Annotated in this window: 17 protein-coding genes; 6 read left to right on the top strand and 11 right to left on the bottom strand. The window is 64.5% G+C overall.

What is annotated here, in order from left to right:
• Positions 1 to 99: 99 nt before the first annotated feature.
• The 5 genes from MJ8_RS27115 to MJ8_RS27095 form a co-directional block, all read right to left on the bottom strand.
• A complete protein-coding gene (locus MJ8_RS27115) occupies positions 100 to 576 on the bottom strand; it encodes a DUF992 domain-containing protein (protein WP_201411679.1) in 477 nt (158 codons plus the stop codon).
• A gap of 212 nt (positions 577 to 788) precedes the next feature.
• Complete coding sequence (locus MJ8_RS27110; RefSeq protein WP_201411678.1) at positions 789 to 1,640, bottom strand: tetratricopeptide repeat protein; 852 nt, start codon at positions 1,638 to 1,640, stop codon at positions 789 to 791.
• Between the two features lie 131 nt (positions 1,641 to 1,771).
• On the bottom strand, positions 1,772 to 2,038 hold the full coding sequence (rpsU, locus tag MJ8_RS27105; RefSeq protein ID WP_027165252.1) for a 30S ribosomal protein S21: 267 nt from the start codon (positions 2,036 to 2,038) through the stop codon (positions 1,772 to 1,774).
• A gap of 179 nt (positions 2,039 to 2,217) precedes the next feature.
• On the bottom strand, positions 2,218 to 2,604 hold the full coding sequence (locus MJ8_RS27100) for an SET domain-containing protein (protein WP_201411677.1): 387 nt from the start codon (positions 2,602 to 2,604) through the stop codon (positions 2,218 to 2,220).
• A gap of 109 nt (positions 2,605 to 2,713) precedes the next feature.
• Complete coding sequence (locus MJ8_RS27095; RefSeq protein WP_201411676.1) at positions 2,714 to 3,472, bottom strand: SDR family oxidoreductase; 759 nt, start codon at positions 3,470 to 3,472, stop codon at positions 2,714 to 2,716.
• 240 nt (positions 3,473 to 3,712) lie between these two features.
• Here MJ8_RS27095 and MJ8_RS27090 point away from each other — a divergent pair, with 240 nt between their 5' ends.
• The 5 genes from MJ8_RS27090 to MJ8_RS27070 all read left to right on the top strand — a co-directional run bounded on the left by MJ8_RS27090 (position 3,713) and on the right by MJ8_RS27070 (position 9,206).
• Positions 3,713 to 4,966, top strand: a complete 1,254-nt coding sequence (locus MJ8_RS27090) for a sarcosine oxidase subunit beta (protein WP_201411675.1) — start codon at positions 3,713 to 3,715, stop codon at positions 4,964 to 4,966.
• A 72-nt stretch (positions 4,967 to 5,038) separates the two neighbouring features.
• Positions 5,039 to 5,335, top strand: a complete 297-nt coding sequence (locus tag MJ8_RS27085) for a sarcosine oxidase subunit delta (RefSeq protein WP_040997306.1) — start codon at positions 5,039 to 5,041, stop codon at positions 5,333 to 5,335.
• The gene (locus MJ8_RS27080) at positions 5,332 to 8,325 is read left to right on the top strand and encodes a sarcosine oxidase subunit alpha (RefSeq protein WP_201411674.1); all 2,994 of its coding nucleotides are present in this window, start codon (positions 5,332 to 5,334) and stop codon (positions 8,323 to 8,325) included. Before MJ8_RS27085 ends, MJ8_RS27080 begins: the two co-directional genes overlap by 4 nt.
• On the top strand, positions 8,318 to 8,896 hold the full coding sequence (locus tag MJ8_RS27075; RefSeq protein ID WP_201411673.1) for a sarcosine oxidase subunit gamma: 579 nt from the start codon (positions 8,318 to 8,320) through the stop codon (positions 8,894 to 8,896). The genes MJ8_RS27080 and MJ8_RS27075 overlap by 8 nt, the downstream gene beginning before the upstream one ends.
• Positions 8,897 to 8,981: 85 nt before the next feature.
• On the top strand, positions 8,982 to 9,206 hold the full coding sequence (locus MJ8_RS27070) for a hypothetical protein (RefSeq protein WP_201411672.1): 225 nt from the start codon (positions 8,982 to 8,984) through the stop codon (positions 9,204 to 9,206).
• Between the two features lie 140 nt (positions 9,207 to 9,346).
• On the opposite strand, the gene MJ8_RS27065 is transcribed toward MJ8_RS27070, so the two are convergent.
• From MJ8_RS27065 to MJ8_RS27040, 6 genes are all read right to left on the bottom strand, one after another.
• Positions 9,347 to 9,580 (bottom strand): DUF680 domain-containing protein, encoded by a 234-nt coding sequence (locus tag MJ8_RS27065; protein ID WP_201411671.1) that lies wholly within the window; start codon positions 9,578 to 9,580, stop codon positions 9,347 to 9,349.
• A gap of 168 nt (positions 9,581 to 9,748) precedes the next feature.
• The gene (locus MJ8_RS27060) at positions 9,749 to 10,393 is read right to left on the bottom strand and encodes a TetR/AcrR family transcriptional regulator (RefSeq protein ID WP_201411670.1); all 645 of its coding nucleotides are present in this window, start codon (positions 10,391 to 10,393) and stop codon (positions 9,749 to 9,751) included.
• 140 nt (positions 10,394 to 10,533) lie between these two features.
• Complete coding sequence (locus tag MJ8_RS27055) at positions 10,534 to 11,310, bottom strand: SDR family NAD(P)-dependent oxidoreductase (RefSeq protein ID WP_201411669.1); 777 nt, start codon at positions 11,308 to 11,310, stop codon at positions 10,534 to 10,536.
• A gap of 17 nt (positions 11,311 to 11,327) precedes the next feature.
• Positions 11,328 to 12,365, bottom strand: coding sequence for a phosphotransferase (locus MJ8_RS27050; protein ID WP_201411668.1), 1,038 nt, complete (start codon positions 12,363 to 12,365; stop codon positions 11,328 to 11,330).
• Complete coding sequence (locus tag MJ8_RS27045; RefSeq protein WP_040990165.1) at positions 12,362 to 12,841, bottom strand: MaoC family dehydratase; 480 nt, start codon at positions 12,839 to 12,841, stop codon at positions 12,362 to 12,364. The genes MJ8_RS27050 and MJ8_RS27045 overlap by 4 nt, the downstream gene beginning before the upstream one ends.
• 89 nt (positions 12,842 to 12,930) lie before the next feature.
• Positions 12,931 to 13,746, bottom strand: a complete 816-nt coding sequence (locus MJ8_RS27040) for an SDR family oxidoreductase (RefSeq protein ID WP_201411667.1) — start codon at positions 13,744 to 13,746, stop codon at positions 12,931 to 12,933.
• Positions 13,747 to 13,877: 131 nt separating this feature from the next.
• On the opposite strand from MJ8_RS27040, the gene MJ8_RS27035 reads away from it, so the two are divergent.
• Entirely contained in the window at positions 13,878 to 15,119 is a 1,242-nt protein-coding gene (locus MJ8_RS27035) for an acyl-CoA dehydrogenase family protein (RefSeq protein ID WP_201411666.1), read from the top strand.
• Position 15,120 lies beyond the last annotated feature (1 nt).

Below are 15,120 nucleotides of genomic sequence, written 5' to 3'. Positions count from 1 at the left end.
CCACCATTGTTGCTCGGAGGGATACGGCTTTTCCAAAGCATACGGCCCGGAACGGATGTTCCGGGCCGTATGCACGCAGCGAATTTGGAAGCCGAAGCCTCACTTGTAGGAGTGGACGAGGTCCAGCGAGGCCACCGCGACGGCCAGGTTGAGGCCCGTCTGGGCCTGGACGCTGAGCGGTTCCAGCATGAAGGCGCTGTCGAGGCCGCCAACGAGGACGTTGGCGCCGCCGCCGGTCACCACGGAAGCCTCGGCGTTGACGCCGTAATAGCTCCCGGCGAGATCGCCGGCATCATGGTTGCGCGTGGCGGCAAGCACCGCCCAGACGAGTTGGCCCTGATGCGTCTGGCCGACATCGACACCGAGTTTGGAGATCATCCCGGTATAAATCTCAGCCGGGCCGTGGTGGGAGGGACGGAAGACGCAGGACACGCCCTTGTTCGAGGTGATGACGTAGCCGACGCCACCGTCGATTGTGCAATCGAGTGTGCCGAGCCGGAGCGTGCCGGCGCTTACCGGAGAAGCAAGGACCGTGGCGGCAAGCGCGGCAGCGACGCAGGCAAGGGATTTGATCATTGGAAAGGTCCTTTCGCGAAATTTGGCCCCGCCTTAACGAACGAGGTGCACGGAGCGTTCCGTCGAAAACTTGGCGCGAACATGGCAAAGGTTAACGCATTGCGGCCGACAGTTAACGCGTCGCTAAAGGCGTCTCCCAGGCGCAACACTACGGTCGCCGGCGGCGACCGTGCGTCCGTGCGCTGCACCCGTCTGGTTGCGTCAGCTTCCGCTCAGCTGGCGCTGCCGCCGACGCGCGACAGGCCGTCCTTGGCTGGCTGATAGGTGGGGTCGAGGCGGATGGCTTCGCGATAGGACTTGGAAGCCTTGGCCTTGTCGCCGCGCTTCTCGTAGATCAGCGCCTGGTTGGCCCAGGCCTCGGCGTTCTTGCCGTCGAGCTTGATGGCCATGTTGAAGTCGGAGAAGGCGTTGTCCTCGTCGCCCATCGCCAGGTAGGAGAGGCCGCGGCCGTTGTAGGGCTCGGCGGCGTCCGGGGCAAGCGAGATCGCGGTCGAGAAATCCTCGATGGCGAATTTGTGCTGGCCCTGGCTCTGATAGATCAGGCCGCGATTGTGGTAGGCGCGCGCATCGGTGGTGTCGAGCTGGATCGCCTTCTGGAAGTCGTTGAAGGCATCCTGGGTACGGCCCGCCTTGCGGTAGAGATTGCCGCGACCGATATAGGCGGCGTCGTAGTTGGCGTTGATCTGGATCGCGCGGTTGTAGTCGGCCAAAGCGGCTTGCTGATTGCCGAGGAAGCGCTGGATCAGCGCGCGGTTCGAATAGGCCTGGTAGAAGTTCGGATTGAGCTGGATGGCCTGGTTGAAGTCCTTGAGCGCCGCCTGATACTGGCCGCCGCGACCATAGGCCGAGCCGCGCACATTATAGCCTTCGGGGTCCTGCGGATTGCGCTGGATGACCGCCGAAAGCGAGGAGATGTTCTCGCTCGACCCCTGCGCCTTGTCGATCGAGTTGAACTCGCCTGTCGGGGTCGTCTGGCATGCTGCAAGCACCAGACCCGAAAGCAGGGTCGCCGTCAGGGCGAAGCCGCGAAAAGCGGTTCCGCGCTCTACGGTAATAGCGTTCATCTTTGTCCTCACTGCCGCAGCGCCGTCAGTCCGTTCCCTCTCCGAACCGGCTCGAATCTATAAACAAAAAGGTGGCGGCGATTTCGCATCGCGCCACCTCGGTATCCTTCGAAAAGGACGAAAAATTGGCGTTATGAGCGCGGCGAGCGCGATGCGCCGGCAGCACCAGCCGGAGCCGGGCGCGGGGTCATCGGCAGCAGGCCTTCGCGCTGGGCGCGCTTGCGGGCCAGCTTGCGGGCGCGGCGCACGGCTTCCGCCTTCTCGCGGGCACGCTTCTCGGACGGCTTCTCGTAGTGACCGCGCATCTTCATTTCGCGGAAAATACCTTCGCGCTGCATCTTCTTCTTCAGCGCGCGAAGCGCCTGATCAACGTTGTTGTCGCGGACGAGTACCTGCACGGGCAATCCTGTCTTCGGGTTTGAAATCGTTAGGCAATCGGCCATAGCCGGGATGCCTCCGCGGCGAGCTGCACCGCGAATTGTGGCGGCTGATAGCAGAATCAGGCTGGGATGTCCACCTCTGATTGCGGGAATCAGCGATCAAAAACCCGAGCGCTGCGAGCAGGCGTTTGTTCGCCCTACGCGGTCGTCAGATGGAGGCGCGCAAAGTCCTCGAAAAACTCACCGTAATCGCAGGTGATTTCCTCGCCGGCGGCGATGTCGCGAATGGCGGTGGCGCCGCCATACTGCGAGAAATCGGTATTCGGCCGCTCGGAGTGGTTCATGAAGCGGCCATTGTCCACCTCATAGACCATGAAGCCGGGCTTGTCGGGGCTCGGATAGGCGTAGCGGTCGAGCAACTCGCGCAGATGCGGCGGCGCGGCCTCGTATTTATCCATCGGGATCAGCCGGTCGAAATCCGGGTCGAGCCGCCAGATCGAAGCACCCTTGCGGATCGGCTCGGCGGCGAACACGCCGACGCCTTCGATGGCGCTCTGGGCAACATAGGTTCTGATCAGCAGCATCGTTCCCCGTCCATTCTCGACGGGAAACGAAATCGTCAATTCGCGCCGAAATGCAAGGCCGCGCCGCCACATTTCAGCGGATGGACGTGTTTCCAGCCTGCCGGCCGGATCACGTCCGGTTGATCGAGACACCGCCATCGGCAAACAAGGCCGTGCCGGTGGTGAAGCTCGATGCGTCCGAGGCGAGATAAAGCGCGGAGCGGGCGATCTCCTGCGGCTGCGCCATGCGCTTCAGCGCGTGAATGCCTTCGACGAAAGCGCGCGCCTCGGGCGTGGTCGTGGTCGCGCCGGGCGTGTCGGTGCCGCCGGGCAGCAACGCGTTGACGCGCAAACCGCTTGGGCCGTATTCGGCGGCCAGCACCTGCGTCAGCCCGATCAGGCCGGCCTTTGCCGCGGCATAGGCCGCCATGCCTGGCATGCCGGCGGTGTAGCCGACGAAGCTCGAGGTGAAGATCAGCGAGCCGCCGCCGCGCTCCAGCATGGCCGGAATCTGGTACTTGGCGGCGAGATAAGCGCTGGTCAGATTGGTGTCCATCGTCTCATGCCACACGGCTGGGGTCATGTCGGGCACCGGTCCCATCACGCCGACGGCGCCGGCATTGTTGAAGGCGATGTCGAGGCCGCCGAAGCGGGCCACAGCGACTTCCACCAAGGCCTTTGCGTAAGCTTCGTCCCTGACATCGCCTGCAAGCGCGGCCGCCGTACCGCCGACGTCCTCGATCTCGCCGACGAGCACGTCGAGCTCGGCCTGACGCCGAGCGGCGACGACCAGGCTTGCGCCTTGCTCTGCAAACAGCTTCGCGGTCGCGCGGCCGATGCCGGAACTTGCGCCGGTGACGATCGCGACCTTGTTTGTAAGGGTGAACATGTCTTTGCATCCTTCCTTTGTGCCGGGCTCGCGGCGGATGGATGCCTGGTCGCAGATGTGCATGGATGCAGCCACCCGAAAGCTGCCTTGCCGTCGTCGCGCAGGCATTGCGGTCCTGGCGCAAAGCGGCAAGCGCCGTCGCAAACAGCGCAAGGATGACATCGCGGTTTCGCTAGTGATACACCTCGCGTGACGGGAAAGGCCCGAACCACATCCGCGATTTTTGGCGCGAGGCTTAACGTGAAGAAATACTCGGTATTCGCCATTGCCCGCGAGGCGATGCGCGGCCACAAGGGCTGGGAAGAGCAGTGGACCTCGCCCGAGCCGAAGAAGGAATACGACGTCATCATCGTCGGGGCCGGCGGGCATGGCCTGGCGACGGCCTATTACCTGGCGACCGAGCATGGCATCACCAACATTGCGGTGCTGGAGAAGGGGTGGCTCGGCGGCGGCAACACCGGCCGCAACACCACCATCATCCGCTCCAACTATCTCTATGACGAAAGCGCCGGCATCTACGACCATGCGCTGAAGCTGTGGGACGGGCTCAGCCAGGAGCTCAACTACAACGTCATGTATTCGGCGCGCGGCGTCATGATGCTTGCGCACAACGTCCATGACGTGCAGGTGTTCAAGCGCCACATCCACGCCAACCGCCTCAACGGCATCGACAATGAATGGCTGACGCCGGAAGAGGCGAAGGCATTCTGCCCGCCGCTCAACATCTCCAAGGATGCGCGCTATCCGGTGATGGGCGCGGCGCTGCAGCGGCGCGGCGGCACGGCGCGTCACGACGCGGTGGCCTGGGGCTATGCGCGCGGCGCTTCGGCGCGCGGCGTGCACATCATCCAGAATTGCGAGGTCACCGGCATCAAGCGGGCGGCGAACGGCGCGGTGAGCGGCGTGGAAACGACGCGCGGCTTCATCGGCGCCAAGAAGGTCGGCGTGGTCGCGGCCGGCCATTCCTCGGTCATCATGAACATGGCCGGCGTGCGCATGCCGCTCGAAAGCTATCCGCTGCAGGCGCTGGTGTCGGAGCCGATCAAGCCTGTGGTGCCTTGCGTGGTGATGTCGAACACGGTGCACGCCTATATCTCGCAGTCCGACAAGGGCGAGCTGGTCATCGGCGCCGGCACCGACCAATATGTCTCCTATTCGCAAACCGGCGGCCTGCACATATTGCAGCATACGCTCGACGCCATCTGCGAGATGTTCCCGATCTTCACGCGCATGAAGATGCTGCGCTCCTGGGGCGGCATCGTCGATGTCACGCCGGACCGCTCGCCGATCCTGGCAAAGACGCCGGTCAAGGGGCTTTACGTCAATTGCGGCTGGGGCACGGGCGGTTTCAAGGCGACGCCCGGCTCCGGCAACGTCTTTGCGCACACGATCGCGAAGGACGAGCCGCACCCGATCAACGCGCCGTTCACGCTCGAGCGCTTTCGCACCGGCCGTCTCATCGACGAGGCGGCAGCGGCGGCGGTGGCGCACTAATGCCAGCTCAGCTGTTTTGCGATCAATCGGCCGGCGCGTGCGCCGGTCACGGCAAGTTTTAGGATCACCCAGATGCTTCTCATCCGCTGCCCCTATTGCGAGGAAGAGCGCCCGGAACTCGAGTTCCGCAACGCCGGCGAGGCGCATATCGCGCGCCCGACCAACATTGCCGCCGAGAGCGACGACGATTTCGAGAAATTCTTCTTCATCCGTGCGAATCCCAAGGGCGTCATCTATGAGCGCTGGCGGCACATCCATGGCTGCGCGCGCTTCTTCAACGCGGTTCGCGACACCGTCACCGACAAGTTCGTCATGACCTACAAGGCCGGCGAGCCGAAGCCCGCGAAGCTGCCTGGAGCCTCGAAATGAACGCCGCCTTCCGTATCTCCGGCGCCGGTCGCCTCAGCCAGGCCAGGACCGCCTCTTTCAGCTTCGACGACAAGTCCTACACAGGCATCGAGGGCGATACACTCGCCTCGGCGCTGCTCGCCAACGGCGTGCATCTGGTCGGCCGTTCGTTCAAGTATCACCGCCCCCGCGGCTTCCTGTCGGCGGGCGCGGAAGAGCCCAACGCGCTGGTGCAGATCGTGCGCGACGATGCGCGCAAGACGCCGAATGTGCGCGCCACCGTGCAGGAGCTCTATGACGGGCTGATCGCCAATTCGCAGAATCGCTGGCCGTCGCTCGCTTTCGACGTCGGCGCCGTCAACGACCTTGCATCGCCGATGTTCTCGGCCGGGTTCTACTACAAGACCTTCATGTGGCCGAAATGGGCCTGGAGGGATCTCTACGAGCCGAAGATCCGCGCTGCGGCCGGCCTCGGCGTTTCGCCCGAAAAGCCGGACCCGGATCACTATGCCTCGCGCTACGCGCATTGCGAAGTGCTGGTGCTGGGCGGCGGCGCTGCCGGCATTGCAGCCGCCCTTGCCGCGGCAGAGACGGGAGTGAGGGTGATCCTCGCCGATGAGCAGGGCGAGTTCGGCGGCAGCCTGCGCTTCGAGAGCGGCGCCAGGATCGACGGCCAGGACGGCTACGCCTGGGCGCAAGCGGCGATCGCGCAGCTAAAGGCGATGGGCAATGTGCGGGTGCTCTCCCGCACCACGGCCTTCGGCTATTACGCGCAGAATTTCGTCGGCCTGGTCGAGCGGGTCAGCGACCATCTCAAGAGCCCGGGCCGCGAGCTGGCGCGCGAACGCCTGTGGCAGGTGCGTGCCAATCGCGTCGTCATCGCGACCGGCGCCATCGAACGCCACATGGTGTTCGCCAACAACGACCGTCCGGGCGTGATGCTGGCTTCGGCGGCGCGCACCTACCTCAACCACTATGGCGTCGCGGTCGGCAGGAATGTCGGCGTCTATACGGCGAATGACTCCGCCTATGCCGCCGCGATCGACCTCAAGAGAGCGGGCATCAATGTCGCGGCGATCGTCGACCTTCGCGACAATCCCTCGGGAGCGGTGATCGATGAGGCGAGGGCGCTCGGCATCGAGATCAATTTCGGCCGCGCGGTGGTCAGCGCCGGCGGAAAGTTACGCGTGTCGTCGATGACCGTGCAGCCGAAGAATGGCGGCGGCGGGCGGACCATCCCGGTCGACGCGATCCTGATGTCGGCCGGTTGGACGCCGTCGGTGCATCTGTTCTCGCAGTCGCGCGGCAAGGTCGCCTTCAACGACGAGACAAGGCGCTTCGTGCCCGGCACTTATGCGCAGGACTGCGTCTCGGTCGGCGCCTGCAACGGCACGGACGGGTTGGACGCGACGATCGATGAGGCCTATGCGGCCGGCGCCAAGGCGGCGAAGGAAGCCGGCGGCAAGGCCGGCAAGAGCGCCAAGCCGAAGGTCGACGCCGGCGAGAGCTGGTCGCGCGGCATGCTGGGCGCTGCGCCCGGCGCCGGGCCGGGCACCACGGTCAAGGCCTTCGTCGATTTCCAGAACGACGTTACCGCCAAGGATATCCGCCAGGCGGTGCATGAAGGCATGCACTCGATCGAGCACGTCAAGCGCTTCACCACCAACGGCATGGCGACCGACCAGGGCAAGACGTCGAACATGCATGGCCTGGCGATCGCCGCCGAGGAACTCGGCAAGCCGATCCCGCAGGTCGGCCTCACCACGTTCCGCGCGCCCTACACGCCGGTCACCTTCGGCTCGATCGTCGGCCATGCGCGCGGCGCGCTGTTTGACCCGACCCGCCGTACGGCGATCCATCCATGGGCGGCGCGCCAGGGCGCGGTGTTCGAGGATGTCGGCAACTGGAAGCGCGCCTGGTACTTCCCCAAGGCCGGCGAGGACATGCACGCCGCCGTCAACCGCGAATGCGTGACGGTGCGAAAAGTGGGCGGCCTGTTCGACGCCTCGACGCTCGGCAAGATCGAGGTGGTCGGGCCGGACGCGGCGAAGTTCATGGAGCTGCTCTACACCAATCCGTGGGAGAAGCTCGAAACCGGCCGCTGCCGCTACGGCATCATGCTGCGCGAGGACGGCTTCATCTATGACGACGGCGTCGTCGGCCGACTGGCGCCGGACCGATTCCACGTCACGACGACCACCGGCGGCGCGCCGCGCGTCATGAACCATATGGAGGATTACCTCCAGACCGAGTTCCCGTATCTCAATGTCTGGCTGACCTCGATCACCGAGCAATGGGCGGTGATCGCGGTACAGGGGCCCAAGTCGCGCGACATCATCGCGCCGCTGGTCGAAGGCATCGACATGTCGGACGAGGCGATGCCGCATATGTCGGTGCGCGAGGGCAGGATCTGCGGCGTGCCGACAAGGCTGTTCCGCATGTCCTTCACCGGCGAGCGCGGTTTCGAGGTCAATGTGCCGGCCGACTACGGCGAGGCCGTGTGGGAAGCGCTGTGGGCCGAAGGCCAGAAGCATGGCGCGACCGCCTACGGTACCGAGACGATGCACGTGCTGCGCGCCGAAAAGGGCTACATCATCGTCGGCCAGGACACCGACGGCACGGTGACGCCGAACGATGCCGGGCTCGACTGGGCGGTCGGCAAGAAGAAGACCGACTTCGTCGGCATTCGCGGCCTGACCCGCCCGGATCTTGTGGCGAAGGGCCGCAAGCAGCTTGTCGGCCTCAAGACCAAGGACCCGAAGGTGGTGCTGGAGGAGGGCGCGCAGATCGTCGCGGATCCGAAGCAGCCGATCCCGATGAAGATGATCGGCCACGTCACCTCCAGCTACTGGTCGGAGAATTGCGGCCGTTCGATCGCCCTGGCGCTGGTCGCCGGCGGCCGCGACCGTATGGGTGAGACGCTCTACGTGCCGATGCCGAACGGCACGATCGAGGTGGAAGTCACCGGCATGGTGTTCGTCGACGAGAAGGGAGAACGCCTCAATGGCTAAGGCCGCCGCCAAGACAAAAGCCGCTGAAGCCTCGGTCGAGCGGCGTCCCGCGCTTGCCGGCCGCACGCTGTCAGCGCCGGGCGTGAAAGTGGAGATGCTGCCGCCGGCCGAACGCATCTCGCTGCGCGCGCCGCAGGCGTCGCTTGCCGCGCTTTCCAAGGCGCTCGGCCTCACGCTGCCGGCAAGGCCGAAGACCTCGGCTTCGAAAGACGGGCGCACGGCGCTGTGGCTCGGGCCGGACGAATGGCTGATCATCGACGAGGCCGGCGGCGATCCGCTCGCCGATTGCGCCAAGGTGACGGCGCTGCACTCGGCGGTCGGCATCTCGCACCGCAATGTCGGGATTTCGGTCGTCGGACCTGCCGCCGCGGCGACGGTCAATTCGGGCTGTCCGCAGGACCTGTCGCTCGAGGCTTTCCCGGTGGGTGCTGCCTCGCGCACCATTCTCGGCAAATCCGAAATCGTGCTGTTGCGCAGCGCGGCCGATGCGTTCCGGGTGGAATGCTGGCGTTCCTTCTCGGACTATGTCTTTACTCTGCTGTCGGAAGCGGCGGGCGACGCGGCGAACTGATCTTCACACTGCGCTGTCGGAAAGCCGCGCAGCAGGAACCATCGCCGGCGCTGGCCGTTTCCGCAGCTCGCGAGGGAGATTGCCGATGCCATCCAAATCCGCGCCGAAGTCACCCAAGAAGACAGCGGCAGTCCGTTCGCTGGAGCAGGAAAGGCATCGCGAGGTTGAGGAAGAGGAGCTCGAGGAAGGCCTCGAAGACACGTTTCCGGCCAGCGATCCGGTATCGGTCACCAGCACTTCCATCCCCGGCGGGCCGGCAAAGCCCGGCAAGGCCAAGGCCGTGCCCGGAATGAAGTCGCGCAAGAAGTAGCGCCGTCGCGGCAGTCAATCGGACTTCAGGCAGAATGAAAAAGGGCGGCCAAGTGCCGCCCGTTTTCGTTGATTTGCCGGTAGGGCGCTTCACCGTTCACGGAAACGGCGAACCGCTCTGTTCCGGAATTGCTCCAGCGCTTACAGGCCGGGCACGAACCACGGGTTCACATCGATGCCGAGGCGCGGGCTCTTGGTCTGGGTCTTGTTGGCGTCCGCCTTTTCGACCGAGCCGGTCGCGGTGCAATCAAGAATCACATTGGTGTTGGTCTGGACGCAGGCTGCCGGGGCATGCTTAGCCGGCTGATGCGTACCGGCAAGAGCGGCGCCGGAGAAAGCCAGCACGGCGGCGAGAGCGAGGATGGTCTTCTTCATTTTCCGTCTCCAGTCATCTCTTTTCGTACATGTACGATATAGCGTACAGATACGGTGACTGGAGCTGAATTTCAAGACGAAATCTGTACGCGTACGACAACTTTTTTTGAACGTAAGAACTCGCCGCGCCGAATCAAGCCGATGGGAGCGCAAAAACAGCTGTGGCGATCAGCAATTTATCGGGGTTTCGGTGAGCGGAGGGATATCCCGCGCCGACAATGAGGCCAGCATGAAATCGCACATCCGTCTCACATAGGCCTGAGGGTCGCCGAAAGGATAGAAGGGAAAGGTGATCAAAAGCGAAATCGTGCCGTGACCGACGGTCCACAGCATGGTCGCGATGGCGCGCGGGTCGCCCTTGAGCTTGCCGGCGGCAACGCAGGCCTCGACGCGTTTGATCAGCACCCTCATGGCCGGATTGCCCTCCTCCATGTCCTCATAGCTGCGGCCTTCCGGCAGCCTGGTCTTCTCGGTCATGAAGACGGTGCGGTACTCATTAGGGTTGCCAAGCCCGAAGGCGGCGTATTCGGTCATCACCGCCTTGAGCGCCTCGACGGGGTCGTCGGCGGGATGCTCCTCGATGCGCCGCGCCAGCGTCTCGAAGGCATCCTCGGCCAGCGCGAAGAGGATGTCCTGCTTGTCGGCGAAGTAGGAATAGACCGACATCGGCGCGTAGCCGACCCGCTTGGCCAGCTTGCGGATGGTCAGGCCCTCGTAGCCTTCTTCCTGCACCAGCTTGTGAGCCGCCGCGACGAGTTCCGAGCGAAGCTCCGCCTTCTGTTTCTCGCGGCGTTTCTGAACGCTCAGCGTCAATGTCCGCTGCCTTTGTCGTTGGTTGCCTGGCGAATTATATACGCTGTACGGAAACGGACAAGGGAGCCTTCCGGTTCCGCAACGTCCGTTCGGACTCTTCGGTTAACACGGGTTGCGGGCGCAAGCCGCGCCCGGCGTCCTCAGATCGCGCCAATGCCGCCATCGAGCGCCAGCGTGTGGCCGGTCATGAACGAGTTGCCAGGGTCGGCAAGGAACAGGATGCCGGCGATGATCTCGCCGACTTCGCCGACACGTTTCATCGGCACGCCGCGCGTGAGTTCGGCAAGCGCTTCGGCTTCGGGCGCCCCTGTGAAACGCACGAAGCCGTCGACCATCGCCGTCCTGGTGTGCGCCGGACAGACGGCATTGATGCGGATGCCCTTGCTGGCGTATTCGACCGCCGCCGAGCGCGTCAGCCCGACGACACCGTGCTTGGCGGCGGCATAGACCGACAGCTTCGGCGCGCCCGAGAGGCCGGCAACCGAAGCGATGTTGACGATGACACCGCCCTTGCCGCTCTGCTTGAATTGCCGCTCCAACTGCGGAATCTGGTGCTTCATGGCATAGAAGACGCCGAGCAGGTCGACCTCGACCACGCGGCGCGCCTCCTCCGAGGACACCTGCGGCAGGCGCACGAAGCTGTGCACGATGCCGGCATTGTTGACGGCGATGTCGAGCCGGCCGAACTTCTGCATGGCAAGCTTCACCAGGTCCTCCGAGAGTTTTTCATCGGCGATATTGCCGGCAAGGTGAGCGGTCTCTGCGTCGAGCGTTGCGGCGAAACCACCGAGTGCTGCCTCGTCCAGATCGGAGAGCACCAGCCGCGCCCCCTCAGCGGCGAAGGCCTTTGCCGCGCCGCTGCCGAGACCACCGGTCGCGCCGGTGATCAGCACCGTCATTCCATCGAAACGGCCCATCGCTCGGCTCTCCTTGTTCAGCGATTATCGTCGATCAGTTCGACCGCAAGCTGGGCAAGCAGTTTTACTGCCTCACCATAGGTCCTTGCCTTTTCCGGATTGGAGGCGTTGCCGTCCAGCGCGCGGCGGTAGACGCCCTGGCAGATCGCCGCCAGCCGGAAGAAGGAGAAGGCGAGGAAGAAGGTCCAGTTGTCGATGTTCCCAATGCCGCGCCGTGTGCAATAGGCTGCGACATAGGCCTCCTCGGAAGGAAGGCCGGCAGCCGTGCGGTCGACGCCGCCGAGGCCGCGGAAACCCGAGGCATGGGGCAGACGCCACTGCATGCATTGATAGGCGAGGTCGGCGAAGGGGTGGCCGAGCGTCGACAGCTCCCAGTCGAGCACCGCGATGACTTTCGGCACGTCCGGCGCGAACATCACGTTGTCCAGCCGGTAGTCGCCATGGACAAGCGAAACGCGGCTGTCATCGGCCGGCATATGCGTTTCCAGCCATGCAATCAGCCTGTCGATATCGGTTATGGTTTCGGTTTCGGAGGCGCGGTACTGGCCGGCCCAACGCGCAAGCTGGCGCTCGAAATAGCTGCCGGGTTTGCCGAAATCGCCAAGGCCGGCGGCGTCGACATCGACGTCGTGCATGGCGGCAAGCGTCGCGTTCATCGCATCGTAGATCGCGGCGCGCTCTTCATTGCCGGAAACGTCCGGCAGCGACGGATCCCAGAAGATGCGGCCGTCGACATATTCCATGACGTAGAACATGCGGCCGATCGGCGAGTCTTCGCCCGACAGATGCAGCATGCGCGGCACCGGCACCGCCGTGCCGGCAAGCGCCCGCATCACCCGAAATTCCCGGTCGACCTGATGCGCGGATTTCAGCAATTGTCCCGGCGGCTTGGCGCGCAGCACATAGCGGCCGCTGGCGGCGGTCAGAAGATAGGTCGGATTGGACTGGCCGGACTTGAATTTTTCAATCGCGGAAAGGCCGGCAAAGCCCGGAACATGCGCCTCGAGATAGGGCGCAAGCGCCGCCTGGTCTATGGCACCGGCCTCGCCGGTCATGCGTTCTCGGGCTGACGCTCGATCAGCGTCAAGGTCAGCCAGCGCGCCGTCAGCGCCGGCTTCTTCGAACCTTCGATCTCGATGGTCACGTCATGCGCCGTCTGCACCCAGCCGGACGGCCGCACCTTGACGTCCGCCAGCACGAAGCGGGTGCGGATGCGAGAACCGGTCTTCACCGGGGCCAGGAAGCGCAGCGTGTCGAACCCATGGTTGACGCCCATCTTGGTGTTTTCGATCGGCGGCATGGTCTCGAAGGTCATTGCCGACAAGAGCGACAGCGACAGGAAGCCATGCGCGATGGTGCCGCCGAACGGGGTCTCGCGCTTGGCGCGCTCAGGATCGCAATGAATGAACTGGTGGTCGTCGGTCGCATCGGCGAACTGGTCGATCATGCGCTGCGTGACGGTTCGCCAGGGCGAGACGCCGACCTCCTTGCCGACGCTCGCCAGAAGCGTATCGAGACTGATCGGTTCCACGCTGATGTCCTCCGCACCCCCGCCCGGATTACGATTTCTTGAACCGGACGCCTTATTCCTTGAACCTCGCCCGATTCCTTCAATCGGGCCTATTCCTTGAACAAAGTCATTCCATGCTGCACCGACTGGCCGCCGTCGATCGGCAGGATGGCGCCGGTGACGTAGCTTCCGGCACGGCTGCACAAATAAAGCGTTGCGCCGGCAATGTCATCCGCCACGCCGATACGACCGAGCGGAACATGGTTACCAACATGTTTCGCCTGCTCCTCGGTCGCGGTGGCAAAGGCTGTCATGCGGCTCTGGAAAGGACCCGGCGCAAAGGCGTTGACGGTGATGCGGCGGGCGGCGAACTCGATCGCCAGCGTGCGCGTCAAATGATGCACGGCGGCCTTGGAGGCGGTGTAGGAATAGGCGTCGTCGGCCAACGGCTGGGTGCCCATCACGGAGCCCAGATTGATCACGCGGGCCGGGTCCTCGTCGCTTGCCGCCGCGTCGAGCAGCGGCAAAAGCTCCCGGGTCAGGTGGAAGACGGCGGTGACGTTGACGCCGAACACCTTGGCCCAGGCGTGGTAAGGGAAATCCTGCAGCGGCGCGCCCCAGGAAATGCCGGCATTGTTGACCAGAATATGCAGGCGCTCCGTGCGCGCCTTGACCTCAGCCACCAAAGCAGCGATCCCCGCTTCGCTGGACACGTCGCCGGCAAAGCCCTCGGCATGGCCGGAGCCGCCGAGCGCGTTCAATTCGTTGGCGACTTTCGCGCAATCCTCGCCCTTGCGCGAGGCGATCATCACATGAGCGCCGGCGTGCACCAGCCCGGTCGCCACCATGCGGCCGATGCCGGTCGCCGCGCCCGTCACCAGCGCGGTCTTGCCGGCGACCGAGAACAGCTTGTCCAGATAGCTCATCGTGTTTCTCCGCATCCTGCCCGGCCGGGGACGCGCCGAAAGACACGCCCAAGGACTCGCGTTGACAACGCTAGCCGAAGTACGGTCATCCTTGCCACGGGTAAAGATTTATCTTCGGAAAGGCTAAAGCGATGGCGGACATGAATCTCGGGATGACCGAGCGGCTGAGGCCGATCCACCAGCGCGTGGCGGTGATGGTGCGCGACGAGATCGCCCCGCTCGGCGAAGAGTTCCTTGCCGAAGTCGGCAAGGGCGGCGACCGCTGGGCCTACACGTCCAGGCAGACGGAGATCCTGGAAGGCTTGAAGAAGACGGCGCGTGAACGCGGCCTGTGGAACTTCTGGCTCACCGATTCCCAGCGCGGCTACGGCCTGTCCACCGTCGAATACGCCTATCTGGCGGAGGAGATGGGCAAGGCGCATCTCGGCGCCGAGACCTTCAACTGCTCGGCGCCCGACACCGGCAACATGGAGGTGCTGGAGCGCTACGGTTCGGATGCGCACAAGCGCGATTGGCTGGAGCCGCTGCTCGAGGGCAAGATTCGTTCGGCCTATCTGATGACCGAGCCGGACGTGGCGTCATCGGACGCCACCAATATATCGATGCGCTGCGAGCGTCAGGGCGACGATTATGTGCTCAACGGCGAGAAATGGTGGGCATCGGGCGCCGGCGATCCGCGCTGCACCATCTATATCGTCATGGTCAAGACCGGATCGGACGAGGAACCGCGGCATCGCCGGCATTCGATGATCCTGGTGCCCGCCGACAGCAAGGGCATCACCAAATTGCGGCCGATGCAGGTCTATGGCGACGACGACGCGCCGCATGGCCATATGCATCTGAGATTCGAGAATGTACGCGTGCCGGCGGCGAACCTGATCCTCGGCGAGGGCAGGGGTTTCGAGATCGCGCAGGGACGGCTCGGCCCCGGCCGTATCCATCACTGCATGCGCGCCATCGGCCAGGCGGAGATGGCGCTTGAGATGCTTTGCCAGCGCTCGGTGCGGCGCGAGGCCTTCGGCCAGTCATTGGCAAAGCTCGGCGCCAATTTCGACATCATCGCCGAATGCCGCATGGAGATCGAGATGGCGCGGCTCTTGTGCCTCAAGGCCGCTTGGATGATCGACCAGGGAGACGCCCGCGCGGCCGCGCCCTGGATCAGCCAGATCAAGGTGGTGGCGCCGCGCGTCGCGCTGAAGGTCACCGACGAGGCGGTGCAGATGTTCGGCGCGCAAGGCATCAGCCAAGACACGCCGCTCGCCCGCTCCTGGACACATCTGAGGACATTGCGGCTCGCGGACGGGCCGGACGCCGTGCACCGACGCCAGGTGGCCCGCACGGAGCTGAAGAAATACACGCAGGAAAAGGTCTGAC

Source organism: Mesorhizobium sp. J8 (assembly GCF_016591715.1).
Lineage (GTDB): Bacteria > Pseudomonadota > Alphaproteobacteria > Rhizobiales > Rhizobiaceae > Mesorhizobium.
This window is presented reverse-complemented; position numbering and strand designations above follow the sequence as displayed.

Excerpts from the sequence above, each read along its gene's own strand:
- MJ8_RS27115 (WP_201411679.1), bottom strand. The coding sequence starts at position 576 with ATGATCAAATCCCTTGCCTGCGTCGCTGCCGCGCTTGCCGCCACGGTC.
- MJ8_RS27110 (WP_201411678.1), bottom strand. The coding sequence starts at position 1,640 with ATGAACGCTATTACCGTAGAGCGCGGAACCGCTTTTCGCGGCTTCGCC.
- MJ8_RS27100 (WP_201411677.1), bottom strand. The coding sequence starts at position 2,604 with ATGCTGCTGATCAGAACCTATGTTGCCCAGAGCGCCATCGAAGGCGTC.
- MJ8_RS27095 (WP_201411676.1), bottom strand. The coding sequence starts at position 3,472 with ATGTTCACCCTTACAAACAAGGTCGCGATCGTCACCGGCGCAAGTTCC.
- MJ8_RS27085 (WP_040997306.1), top strand. The coding sequence starts at position 5,039 with ATGCTTCTCATCCGCTGCCCCTATTGCGAGGAAGAGCGCCCGGAACTC.
- MJ8_RS27080 (WP_201411674.1), top strand. The coding sequence starts at position 5,332 with ATGAACGCCGCCTTCCGTATCTCCGGCGCCGGTCGCCTCAGCCAGGCC.
- MJ8_RS27075 (WP_201411673.1), top strand. The coding sequence starts at position 8,318 with ATGGCTAAGGCCGCCGCCAAGACAAAAGCCGCTGAAGCCTCGGTCGAG.
- MJ8_RS27070 (WP_201411672.1), top strand. The coding sequence starts at position 8,982 with ATGCCATCCAAATCCGCGCCGAAGTCACCCAAGAAGACAGCGGCAGTC.
- MJ8_RS27065 (WP_201411671.1), bottom strand. The coding sequence starts at position 9,580 with ATGAAGAAGACCATCCTCGCTCTCGCCGCCGTGCTGGCTTTCTCCGGC.
- MJ8_RS27055 (WP_201411669.1), bottom strand. The coding sequence starts at position 11,310 with ATGGGCCGTTTCGATGGAATGACGGTGCTGATCACCGGCGCGACCGGT.
- MJ8_RS27050 (WP_201411668.1), bottom strand. The coding sequence starts at position 12,365 with ATGACCGGCGAGGCCGGTGCCATAGACCAGGCGGCGCTTGCGCCCTAT.
- MJ8_RS27040 (WP_201411667.1), bottom strand. The coding sequence starts at position 13,746 with ATGAGCTATCTGGACAAGCTGTTCTCGGTCGCCGGCAAGACCGCGCTG.
- MJ8_RS27035 (WP_201411666.1), top strand. The coding sequence starts at position 13,878 with ATGGCGGACATGAATCTCGGGATGACCGAGCGGCTGAGGCCGATCCAC.